Below are 12986 nucleotides of genomic sequence, written 5' to 3' on the forward strand. Positions count from 1 at the left end.
TAAGCATTACTTGCTTTTTGCAGCGTTGATAGACGTTGCTGAAATCTCATCGACTGCAGCTTTGAATTCATTGCCAATTTCGCTAAGTTTTTGACCATCTTCAAGTAGACGCTGGCTAACTTTGCTAATGATTTCTAGTTGCTTGCTGCCGTGATTAGCAAGATCTTGTGGCTGCTTAATTGCCACTAGGCTTTGTAGGTTTTCATTTGACAATTCACTGTATGCCGTTAGCGTTTCCAGTTGCATTTTCGACAATGTTTCCATGTTTTTTGCAACGAGCGAACCAAAGTTAGCAAATGGGTTAATAACAGTTTGTAGCTGTGCGTTTACTGCTTCGAATGCGGCTTGGTTAGACATAATATGTTCCCTTTTAAATGTGGCCAGCGGCGTACCGCGCTAAGCTCTGATTGACTTTACTTATGTTCATTGATCTTCATCAATAAATATTCAAACAAGCGTTTGAATATGTTCATTCTGTACAAACCATCACATGTTGTCACCCAAAATAATCGTGAAAAAATCACAGGAAAACACGATGTTTATATTTACTTCGTTTGAATAAAAATAGGAAAAAGAATAGAAAATCTTAGTTAACAAAGAACTTACAACCAAATCAATGCGTCATCCCGTTTGAATTTCAACATATGCAACCGATATAAAGTTATAAAAAATAAAACATGCATCACAGTTTCACATCCTGCTCTCATTTTGTTTCATGCGCACAAGCCATGAATTTACAATCTAATATTCGAAAGTTAAATAAAACACACTGCGTGATATTTAAATATCAAATACTAAGGCAGCAATTTATCCACCCAGTAAATACCCAGTATTTACTAGCAGCACAACCCATTCCCCCTAGATATTATGTATTAAACAACAATAACCTAGCGTTATTCAAACAAGAAATTAAAACTTAACCTGCTGATTTAAAACAAAATAAATACAAATTAGAATTTAAAGAACGGTAGCGGAAAATATTTTTACCACGAAAAACACTTATGTTTCATATAGTTAATAGTTAAACAAATTACATATACATTGTTAAATTTAAAAATTTGATGTTAATCACTTGTTGAGTTAATTTTTAACCCGTAGTATTAAAACATATGTTTAATACGAGTGTTTAAATCACATGGAATATAAAACAGAAACAAGAGACAAAATATTAGACGTCGCAGAGACTTTATTTACTAAACATGGTTACAAAGGCACATCCTTACGTACCCTAACCAGTAAAGCAAAGGTTAATGTTGCTTCTGTTAATTATCACTTCGGAGATAAGAAAAGTTTAATTCGTCAGTTGTTGAATCGTTATTTAAGCGAACTAATGCCCGCCATTCACGATTCGCTTGAGCGTTTAAATCAGCAGGCACACTTCACATTGGAAGACGTATTCAAAGCGGTCAAAGGGCCATTATGTTCATTGAATAGCATCAAGCCGAATGGGATGAGTCGCTTCCTGCTGCTACTAAGTAAAGGGTATTCCGATATCCAAGGTCATTTACGCTGGTTCATTCTGACACGATACAAAAAGACATTAGATTTGTTTGTTACATCCGTCCGCGCAAGCTGCGGAGAAATCGATGACGCAGAGCTATTCTGGCGACTTCATTTCTCGCTCGGTACTTTTATTTTTGCTATCGGCTCTAGCAAAGCGCTCACGGAAATCGCATCCAGCACATTTAATCAACATAACGCTGATGCGGAAGCGATTATCGATAGGCTAATCCCCTATTTAGCGGCAGGTATTGTCGCCGAACCGAATGCAACGCTCTCGACCCCTACGCCATCAATATAAATAGAACTTTTACACCGATCACGAGTGACAAAGCTACCGCTCTAATCATTAAACAATGACTCAATTGAACAAAAGGAACAGTACTTATGAGTTTTATCAGCCAAAAATTAATCAGTGAACCGGCATTTAGCTTGTTTAAAAAAGTACTTCCTCCGCTGTCTGCGACAGAGCGAGAGGCAATGGAAGCCGGTAGTGTATGGTGGGACGGTGAGCTATTCTCTGGCAACCCTAACTTCAACACACTTCATCAATACCCTACACCGACGTTAACGGAAGAAGAGCAATCTTTTATCGATAATGAACTAGAAACGCTGCTTGCGATGCTTGACGATCATAAGATGGTCAAAGAAGATCGCGACCTTCCAGAGGCAGTCTGGGCCTACCTTCGTAAAGAGCGCTTCTTTTCTTTGATTATTTCCAAAGAATACGGAGGCCGTCATTTCTCTGCACTTGCCAACTCGACCATCGTTGCCAAGATCGCCTCACGTAGCATGAACGCCGCCATCACCGTAATGGTACCTAACTCACTCGGACCCGGTGAACTGCTTTCACACTATGGAACACAAGAACAAAAAGATTATTGGTTGCCACGCCTTGCTGATGGAACCGATACGCCATGTTTTGCTCTAACTGGCCCAGAAGCGGGCTCAGACGCTGGCGGGATACCAGATACCGGTAAGGTTTGCTATGGCATGCACGAAGGCAAAGAAGTGCTGGGTATTCGCTTAAGCTGGAATAAACGCTACATCACCTTAGCACCGATTGCGACGGTGATGGGCCTCGCGTTTAAGCTTGAAGATCCCGACCAACTGCTAGGTGATAAGAAAAATATCGGCATTACGTGCGCCTTAGTACCAAGCGATCACGAGGGCGTCATTATCGGTGAACGCCATGATCCTATGCATCTCGCATTCATGAACGGCACCATTCGCGGCAACGATGTCTTTATCCCTATGGATTGGCTGATTGGTGGTGCCAATTACGCCGGACGTGGTTGGCGTATGCTGGTGGAGTGTTTGTCAGCAGGTCGTGGTATTTCTCTACCCGCGCTGGGGACGGCTGTCGGCCATTTAACCGCGAGAACCACGGGTGCTTATGCTTACGTACGTAAACAATTTGGCATGTCTATTGGTAAATTTGAAGGTGTCGCTGAGGCCATGGGGCGCATTGGAGGCATGACATACTTGCTAGAAGCCAATCGCACACTAACGACTACCTCACTTGATATGGGTGAAACTCCGGGAATCGTCACCGCCATTGCTAAATATCATATGACTGAGATCTCTCGGACTATTCTTAACGACTCAATGGACATTCACGCGGGTCGCGCAATTCAGTGTGGTCCAATGAACTACCTTGCTTCCGCTTACATGTTCATGCCTGTCTCTATTACCGTTGAGGGGGCGAACATTCTAACTCGTAACCTTATGATCTTTGGACAAGGCGCGACCCGCTGTCACCCTTACGTCCTACAAGAGATGGAGGCTGCTGCGAATCCAAATCATGCAGAAGGCGCAAAAGCATTCGACAATTTGTTGTTTAAACATATTGGTCATGCCACAAAGAACTCCATTGGTGGCTTGTTTGCTGCGCTAACGGGTTCAGCCTTTACTTCATCACCGATTTCAGGCGAAACCGCACGTCATTACAAGAGTCTGAAACGTCTGAGTAAAGCACTTGCAGTGAGTGCCGATTTCGCCATGCTCACACTTGGCGGCGAACTTAAGCGCAAAGAATTAATTTCTGCTCGACTAGGTGATGGACTGGCGTATCTCTACATGGCGTCAGCTGTATTGAAAAAGTTTCATGATGAAGGCCAGCCTGCTGCCGATCTTGATTACGTGCATTACGCCGCCGAGCATTGCTTTTACCACGCGGCAAAGTCTCTCAATGAGGCGTATCGCAACTTCCCAAGTGGCTTTGCTGGGAAAACACTTAAGGCGCTGCTTTTCCCACTAGGCAACCACTTTAAGCAACCGGATGATAGCCTAAGCCTCAGAATTGCCGAAAAACTCATGGTGCCGAGTGAAGACCGCGACCGCCTAACACACCTGTGTTACATCGGAGACCATGACGACGACAATGTCGGCATCATGGAGCGTGCATTCGTCGCCATGTATGACATTCGAGATCTAGAGAAGAAGCTCTTTAAAGGGGTTAAGGCAGGCAAAGTGGCGAAGAAAGGTATTCTTGCAGACCGCCTACAACAAGCCCTAAAAGCGGATGTTTTAACGCAAGCTGAAGTGGATAAGATTGTTGCAGCTGATGCGCTTCGTTATCGTGCAATTCAAGTGGATCACTTTAGCCACGATATGAAAGAGACGTTAACCAACCAACCTGACACGCCAAACCTTACGCATGTCGCATAAATAATGTGGTCACGCTCAAGTTAGCTTGAGTAATTACCTCCCCTATCCCCAGTGCAGACTCATCGTCTCTCTGGGGATTTTTATGGCACGTTCAAACAAAACCAAGACGACATCCTGGCATTGCTTGCCGAAACCCTTGCACCATTTAGACAAAAAACAACCGCTATCATTTCGGTGACCAATACATGCCTTTATAAAAAACTCGCGCTATTGTGCCGAAACTTTGGCCTATTTCTTTCATTAAAACACAAAAAATATAGAGGTAAGACCAGCTAACGATCTTGAGTCGCGCCAATACCTGATCTTTCCTTGACCACCGTCAGCTCAAGCTTGTGGCGTATTTTTTACTTTTCACTACTCATTTTGTGCTTACACTTAATACGTCGCTTACAAATACGCGGGGATGATTATTTCAATAATCATCATCTGTAATAAAAATAAAAAGTAACACCAAGTGAGTAAATTCAAACAAAAATTATCACTTTAATAAATAGTTCTCTATTTCATACATAGAGACTCAGCCGCTCAATAACAAAAGGAAGCTCCATGAATATTAAAGATTCCGTTGTCGTCATCACAGGTGGCGCCCAAGGCCTCGGTTTTGCCACTGCTAACATGCTCTCCAAAGCAGGTGCTCACATTGCCATCATTGATAGCAATGAAGAACAACTGGTCTCTGCTGCTGCAGACCTGCAAGCGAATGGGACACAAATAGGCACCTACTGCGCGAACATTACCGACGAGACAGCAACAATTAATGTGTTTGAGCAAATAGTAAAAGACTTTAGTAAAGTGAATGTCTTAATCAACAATGCTGGCATCTTAAGAGATGGCTTAATGGTAAAAGCGAAAGATGGCGAGATACTGGATGAAATGTCCTTAGATCAATTTAATGCCGTCATTAACGTCAACCTTAGCGGGACGTTTTTATGTGGTCGAGAAGCCGCAAAAGCTATGATTCGCTCTAACCAACCTGGTGTTATCATCAATATTTCTTCAGTGGCTCGCGACGGGAATATGGGACAAAGTAACTATAGCGCAGCAAAAGCGGGCGTAGCATCTTTAGCGATGGTTTGGGCTAAAGAACTGTCCCGTTACAACATTCGCGCCGCGGCTATCGCGCCTGGCGCTTGTTACAGCGCTATGACTGCGTCTATGAAGCCAGAAGCGCTCAGCAGACTTGAACAAATGGCTCCCGTTAAACGCCTTGGGCAAGATGTCGAAATAGCGAAATCCGCACAATTCATCATCGAGAATGATTTCTATAACGGTAAGGTTTTGGCTGTCGATGGGGGGCTTGTACTGTAATACTTTTAGTAAACAAGCAGAGCCTCATCTGACTTCACAAGGCAAGGTGATCGCGTTTGATTCACCTTGCCTTAGACTCCTCTGAACCACGACCCGACACCGCTACACGGGTTTAATGCTCGTTCAATAGTTAAGCAACCTGCTCACCATTCCATCAAGCACAAATAAAACTAACGCTTTGGATTAGAAATTGTCGTGCTCACACCCCACACAATACGGCCACATCTCAATATGTAACATATCGTGTCTGTTACTCTACAGTCAGTTTTATAAACTAGTTTTTATTAACAGTTAAGGGTTTTATTATGTGGAATAAACTAAATAAGTCCATGATGTTCTGTCAGATGATGTTTGGTCTGTCGTTCTATGGTGTCATGGTTATCCTCACGCGATTTTTCTTAGAAAACTTGGGTTACAGCGAAGCTGACACCATGATGGTAGTTGGGGCATTTTCATCAATTGGCCCTCTCTTTGCTATTGCCGGTGGATTTATTGCCGATAAGTTCTTAGGGGCATATCGCTCGCTTAGCATCGCCTATTTCGGGTTTAGTGCTGGTTACGTTCTATTAGTACTTGGCGCGTCTACCATCAACGTTCCAATGAGTTTGGCTGGTATTGCTCTCGCCAGTTATGCACGTGGCTTAATGTCCCCTTCTTATCCAAGCCTTTATAAGCGCACGTTCAAAAGCCAAGAAGATTTTGAGAACGGCTACCCAGTAAACTATTCTGTGAACAATGTTGGTGCACTTCTCGGCCAGTACTTATTCCCTATGTTTGTCCTTGTTATTGGGTTTTACGGTAGCTTCCTATTGTCAGGATTGCTTGCCTTCGCCGCTTTTTGCATGCTTATTCTCTTCCGAAAACAGCTTCAAGGCGTTGGTGCAGACATCGATCAGGCTGCAGTTTCAACTAAAAACTGGATACTTTTTGCCATCACCTCACTTGCCATGATCGGTATGGTATTTTTCATGTTCTCTAACATGGATATTGGTAAAAATATCGTTTATGCCATTGGGCTCGCGGCCATTGGCTACTTCATCTCGTTGATGCTAAAAGCGGAAAAAGCCGACAGTTTGCGTATGGGTACCATTCTTATCGTCACGGCGCTGACTACTGCATTTTTTGTCTATTATGGTCAAATGATGACATCTATGACCATGGTAACGATCAACACCATGCGTGGCGATTTATTCGGTCTGATCCCAATTGCGCCAGAAGCCTCCATGTCAATGAACCCGCTATGGTGCATCGTCGCAGGCCCAGTGATTGCAGGTACGTTTTCTAGTTTAGAAAAGCGTAACATTCACTTTACCACTGCTACAAAGATAGGGTTTTCCTTTATCTTGACCGCTATCGCCTTTGGTATTCTGGCGTTCGCAGTGAAGAACATTGGTGAGAGTGTCGTCATTCGACCAGAAGTGTTCTTAGTGATTCACTTCTTCCAAGCCTTTGCTGAAGTCATTGTGGGCTCGCTTGTTGTGGCGTTTATCTTATCTGTTGCACCAAAGCACATTGAGAACTTTTCCGTCAGCTTATTTTCAGTTGCGATTGCCTTATCTGGCATTGTTGGCGCAGTATTCTCCACGTCAATTGCAGCGGAGAAAGGACAAGAAATTACTCAAGAGTTTGTACAGCAAGTGTATGGTGGTTACTTTTCATTACTGACTGTATTAGCAGTTGTCATGGTGTTGGTGGCATTTATTGCCTCAATTGCGATTCGCAAAATGTTGGCGGCCGCCGATCAATCAAAACCTCAACAAAACATGGAGCTTAATGACGCTGAAAGCTAACTAATACAGTATTCAACATCATAGACTGCTCAAAAGCCCCCGCGTGAATCACGTAGGGGCTTTATCATTTCAGTTACGCCTCACCTAAATGATGTCAATTAGGCAACGTATTAGGGGGATTGAGTCGCTTACTGCATACGTGCTAGTTTCTAGGTTCTGGTTTCTAGGTTCTACACACTAAATAAACAAACGTTCTGGCCTTTGGGGCTTACTGAATAAATAGCCCTGACCGTATTCGCAGCCTTTTTGTTTTAAATATTCAGATTGCTGTGAGCTTTCTACCCCTTCAGCAACGACTTTAAGGCATAGCGCCTGCCCCATTGCTACAATGGCATTTACAATGGCATTACTGTCATTATTGTCTGGCACGTCTTTTACAAATGATTGATCTATTTTAAGTTTGTTAATGGGTAAACCTTTTAAATAAGACAATGACGAATAACCCGTGCCAAAATCATCAAGTGAAATCTCTATCCCCAATGAACTCAACTGCTCCAATGTTGCAATCGCTTTCTCTGGGTTAAACAGTAAAAATGTCTCGGTAATTTCAATATCGAGTCGCTTCGCTGGAAAACCGGTTTCCTCTAATACTGCTTCAAGCACAGGAAAAAAATCTGAATTTTGTAGTTGTAATGCAGACACATTGACAGCGATACGGCCAAAATCCCGACCTTCAGCCAACCAGCGATTGCCCTGAAGGCAAGACTCTCTTAGCACCCAAGCACCAATTTTTTGAATTAAACCTGTTTTCTCGGCAATCGGGATAAAGCTACTCGGCGGGATAAGACCTAAATCAGGATGTTGCCACCGGAGCAGAGCTTCCACGCCAATTAAGCGATTATCCGCAAGTGAGTATTGAGGCTGATAAACCAAGTAGAACTGATTCTTTTCCAACGCCTCATGGAGTGCAGATTGAATCCGAACGTGTAGTACCGAACTTTTCGTCAGATCCGGAGAGTAGAATGCATACCCATTGCGTCCATTCTTTTTCGCAAGGTACATCGCCGTATCGGCATTCTTTAACAAAGTTTCGCTGTCGTGGCCATCTTTAGGATATAAGGCGACTCCGATACTCGCAGAGACTCTTAGTGACTCGTTTTGGTCGAATACAAATGATGAGTTAAACACCCCCATAATACCATCAATCGTATCAAGGAGTTCAGCCTCAGAATTAAAGTCGGATAATACAACGACAAACTCGTCACCACCAAGACGAGCAATATTCGCTCGATGTTCGAGTACTGTATTCAACCTCTGGGCAACCTGCTCTAACAACTGGTCACCGTATAAATGCCCTTTGCTATCATTGATATGCTTAAAGTGGTCTAAGTCTAGAAACAAAGTAGCAAATGACTTGTGATACTTACGCCCTAGGTCAATATGCTGCTCCAATAGACTACTTAGATGAGCACGATTGGGTAAATTGGTCAATGGGTCGTAGAACGCCATTCTTCGCAAGCTCTCTTCATCCGCCTTTTGATCTGAGATATCTTCAAACACACAAATATGATGCATTAACGTATTGTCTTCATCCTTTAGGACACTGATTGTTGTCATTTGAGGATAAATCGAGCCATCTTTTTTGCGGTTGATAAACTCACCCCGCCATTGACCATCCGTCATCAACTTTTCCCATAAACCTTGATAGAACGTGATGTCATGGTGGCCAGATTGAAGAAAACGGGGATTCATGCCAATGACATCCGACAATTCATAGCCCGTAATGCGGACGAAGGCGCTATTGACATCCAAAATGTTGCCAACGTCGTCGGTAATAAACATACCTTCCTGGAAATTATTAAAAATCTCTGATGTCACCGATAGCCAAGTTTCAACAACCTTACGACGAGTGACGTTGCGAGTCATACCCAACACCCCTACCAATGAACCGCTGTTATCTCGGATGGGGGATTTTATTGTCTCCAACCAGATTTTATTTTGCTGTTCATCTAGCACAGGACATTCTTCGATGGTGACTTGTTGATCCGCGTCTATCACGGTTTTATCAGCGGTAATATACTGTTCTGCACGCTCGGACTCAAATAACTCTTCATCCGTTTTCCCGTGAACTTGAGCGCAACTGTAGTCCCATGCTTTTTCTACACTATGATTGATCATGACATAACGACCATCGGCATTTTTGACCCATGTATGATCGTCTAGCGCATCAATAAATTCCTGTAAGGTGGGGACTCGGCTCGACGCTATCTCGGCATCTATTGAAATGCCTTGCTTCTTCACAGTTACTTCATTGGAACTATTTTTCTGCGCACGAACATACATATCAAAACTGACTTGCCCAGCAACAGACGCCATCAAATGCTGTGGCTTACCATGCTGTGAATTACTATGCTGTGGATCATAGCTATGCGGCAAACAACTATGGTGTGGAGTGGCTGGGGACAGCGCGAGCACCGCTGAAAGCTGATCGTCGCCACCCCATATAGGCGCGAGGTATAGGGTTGTACTAGCTTTGGTTTTAACCAATACGTCAAGGTGAGGAAAGCGAAATTCTCGAAGAGTCGCTAACAACATGTCGTCGTCGACACCATTGTCTGTTGCCGATACGTTACACTCACAAAAACACGACCAGTTCATTGACCTATCTAATATCAATAATCGACCATTAGATTGTGTCGCCAGACAAAGTTGTTCTAAAGAAGATTGCCAACTAATCTTGAGTTCGGGTGATAGCGTCGCACAGTACATGAGTTAATAGACCAAGAGCAGGGCTGCGTATTTGCCCTTTATTCATTTAATGATCGGACTATCCTACTCAATACAACACAAAATGCCAAAGTAACCCGCTCCAATTAGTGAACTAACCGACAGCAATACGGGTTAGTTCTTAGTCAAATAATGGCTCAGCATGCGGTCCACATCGTACCATCATGCCGTTCGTGATCCTCTTTCTTCGTCAGTCGGCTTCAATCAATATTAATTAACATTGATATTTTGATCTCGTTCGTCATACATATCTGGTGTGGTATGCAAACCGCCCGTATAACCCGCCTTTTCAAGCGTCTCTCTTACCTGCCTGACCTGGTCTCGGGTAACCGGTATTTCACGTGCTCCCAAGTGTATTCGCACAAAAGAAATCAACTCAGCTAAAGCTGTATCCGATAAAACATCATTGAAACTCACCATCGGCATAAAGTTACGTTCTTCATCTAGATAGCTTGGCTGCAGTCCCCTCAACGTTACTGCAATAGTGTTGAAAGGGTCACTGTGCATGATGATGCCATTGTTTAATAACGTCGGTGCAATAGGGTCACGCCCTTTACCATCTTCACCATGACAGGCACCACAGGTTTGATTGTAGGTTGCGTAGACTTCATTGGCGTAAGCTGCGTCAGTAAACCCGGTTGGTTCTAGTACAACCGTCTCGTTGTGAATAACGTTATTCGTATCCCCAATTAGTAGATAGTAAGACATGGACTCGATGTCTTCTCGAGTCATTCGGCTCAAACTATTCTTAATAACATCCGCCATACCGGCAAAGGCCGAACCTTTGTCTGAATGTCCTGTGTGTAAAAAATCTGACAGTGACTTTTCGTCCCAACCATCCATATAGAGCTCGTTAGCACTGATATTAGGAGCATTCCAACCATCAATAAGGTTGCCTTGAAAGATCCTATCCGTGTCCAACGCTTGAGCGATATTTCTCGGTGTATGGCATTCAGAACAGTGCCCGAGCCCTGCGACCCAGTACTTACCTTTCTGCCATTTTTCGAGATCAGAAATGTTACCTTTCAGTTCACTAGGAGGTTGGTAATCAAGTACGGCGGTATCCATAAACACGAGATTCCACCCCAACAAACCAAGACGAATATTGGCAGGAAACATCATTTGATTACGATCATTCTGCCTTGAGACTGCGGCGATAGATTGCATGTATTCCCACAACGCGAGCATGTCTTGATCAGTCATATATTGATAAGACGTGTAAGGCATTGCAGGGTATAGATAGCCATGTAACCCCTTCCCAGCAACTAGGGCGGCTTTGAAGTCTTCATAGTCATACAACCCTATCCCTTCTGACGTATGAGGGGTAATGTTGGTTGAATAGATAGTGCCGAATGGCGTAACAAATGGCAGTCCACCAGCAAAAGGTTCTCCCCCTTCGGCGCTATGGCAAGCCACGCAATCTCCGGCGTAGGCCAAATACTCGCCTTGCTGCACTAACGCAGGATCCAAACTTGCCAATTTCGCATCCTCATCCAATCGAGACTTCGTCATATAGGCGCCAATCGCCAAGATTTCGTCTTGAGAAAGCTGCTGACCGAAGGCCGGCATTACGTTATTGAGACCATTTCGAATCGTATGTTGAATCTCTTCAATACTACCGCCATGCAACCAGACATGATCAGAAAGGTCTGGCACACCGAGCTGACTATTGGCTACAGAGCCATCGCCATGACAAGAGGCACAATACTGAGTGAATAGCCCCTTTCCCAACGCGACTTTCACGGCTGGCACATCGGTGTGTCGCTGATTTAATGACGCTAAATAGTAGGAAATTTTGGCAATATCATCGGGGTTAATCGCATCTACCCATCCCGGCATCGCGCCATTTCTACCCAGAGTAATAGAGTGAATAATTTCCGCATCACTCCCCCCGTAAAGCCATTCATTATCGATTAAATTAGGAAAATGCTTAGCACCTTGGGCATTATTTCGGTGACAAGCCGCGCAATGAGTTTGAAACAGTCCTCGACCCGAACTCACAACGTCAGGATTCATTGCCAAGTTCACTAAGCGTTTATCACTGATGTCCGCCATCTGATTACTCAAGCTCGTGTTCACTTGGCTTAATTTGTCGTCACTTTGCTGCCAGTTGATTAACCCTTGCCAGTTACCCAGTCCAGGGTAGAGAACTAAGTAGCCAAGTGAGAGGCTAAAAGCGATAAAATAAGAGACAAACAGTAGCTTAGGGGGAGGCGCATCGTTTTCATCGATACCGTCAAAGGAGCCAATTGTGTGATGCTCATCTGCATGGTGATTACTGCGCCAATATTTAATCACCACACCTACCATCAGTACAAAGAACACAACGGTTCCTACCACGGCCCATAGATTCCAAAAACCATTCAATTCAATTGAATCCATTACAGTGCCTCCTCTGAGGTATCAACACCTAGACTTTGAAGGTATCGAATGAGTGCTTCCCCTTTTGTTTTACCTCGGACCTGTAATCGCGCATCCGCGATGTCTTCAGCTGAGTATGGAACACCAAGATCACGAAGCGTCTCCATTTTTCCAGTGATATCATCACCCGACAGTTTTTGCTCAAACAGCCACGGGTAAGACGGCATGATGGACGTAGGGACAACTTGACGGGGGTTGATAAGGTGGATGGTATGCCATTGGTCTGAATATTTTCTGCCCATATTGGTGAGGTCGGGCCCGGTACGCTTCGACCCCCACAAATTGGGAAACTCATAAATGTCATCCGATTCTTTGTTCGCGCGACCATTCCGGGCAATCTCAGGATCAAGCGGACGCACCATTTGCGTGTGGCAGACGTGACAGCCTTCGCTAATATAAATATCTCGCCCAGCGACTTCTATTGCCGTCAACGGCAGTGCCGCGCTTCCGATCGCAATCTCAGGTCCTCTGACAATATTAGGCACAACCCAAACCAGTAAAGAAAAGGAAGCCACGACCACCGTGCTTACAATCAGTATGCCTACAGATTTAGTGAAATCAGCTGTCATC

The 12986-nt window shown here is 44.1% G+C and carries 8 protein-coding genes; 4 read left to right on the top strand and 4 right to left on the bottom strand.

Annotated elements, in window-relative coordinates; all coding sequences use genetic code 11:
* Positions 1–6: 6 nt before the first annotated feature.
* Positions 7–357 (bottom strand): phasin family protein, encoded by a 351-nt coding sequence (locus tag MD535_RS12425; protein ID WP_265675339.1) that lies wholly within the window; start codon positions 355–357, stop codon positions 7–9.
* Between the two features lie 778 nt (positions 358–1135).
* On the opposite strand from MD535_RS12425, the gene MD535_RS12430 reads away from it, so the two are divergent.
* The 4 genes from MD535_RS12430 (at position 1136) to MD535_RS12445 (ending at position 7268) form a co-directional block, all read left to right on the top strand.
* Complete coding sequence (locus MD535_RS12430) at positions 1136–1801, top strand: TetR/AcrR family transcriptional regulator (protein ID WP_265675340.1); 666 nt, start codon at positions 1136–1138, stop codon at positions 1799–1801.
* Between the two features lie 86 nt (positions 1802–1887).
* Positions 1888–4170, top strand: coding sequence for an acyl-CoA dehydrogenase (locus MD535_RS12435; RefSeq protein WP_265675341.1), 2283 nt, complete (start codon positions 1888–1890; stop codon positions 4168–4170).
* A 546-nt stretch (positions 4171–4716) separates the two neighbouring features.
* Positions 4717–5478 (top strand): SDR family NAD(P)-dependent oxidoreductase, encoded by a 762-nt coding sequence (locus tag MD535_RS12440; RefSeq protein ID WP_265675342.1) that lies wholly within the window; start codon positions 4717–4719, stop codon positions 5476–5478.
* Positions 5479–5783: 305 nt separating this feature from the next.
* The gene (locus tag MD535_RS12445; RefSeq protein ID WP_265675343.1) at positions 5784–7268 is read left to right on the top strand and encodes a peptide MFS transporter; all 1485 of its coding nucleotides are present in this window, start codon (positions 5784–5786) and stop codon (positions 7266–7268) included.
* 177 nt (positions 7269–7445) lie between these two features.
* Here the strand turns inward: MD535_RS12445 and MD535_RS12450 are convergent, their stop codons facing one another.
* The 3 genes from MD535_RS12450 to MD535_RS12460 form a co-directional block, all read right to left on the bottom strand.
* On the bottom strand, positions 7446–9977 hold the full coding sequence (locus MD535_RS12450) for a sensor domain-containing protein (protein WP_265675344.1): 2532 nt from the start codon (positions 9975–9977) through the stop codon (positions 7446–7448).
* Between the two features lie 228 nt (positions 9978–10205).
* Positions 10206–12362, bottom strand: coding sequence for a c-type cytochrome (locus tag MD535_RS12455; protein WP_265675410.1), 2157 nt, complete (start codon positions 12360–12362; stop codon positions 10206–10208).
* Positions 12363–12376: 14 nt separating this feature from the next.
* Positions 12377–12985: a cbb3-type cytochrome c oxidase subunit II gene (locus tag MD535_RS12460; RefSeq protein ID WP_265675345.1), complete on the bottom strand. Its 609-nt coding sequence runs from the start codon at positions 12983–12985 to the stop codon at positions 12377–12379.
* Position 12986 lies beyond the last annotated feature (1 nt).

It is taken from the genome of Vibrio qingdaonensis, from assembly GCF_026191675.1.
GTDB lineage: Bacteria > Pseudomonadota > Gammaproteobacteria > Enterobacterales > Vibrionaceae > Vibrio > Vibrio qingdaonensis.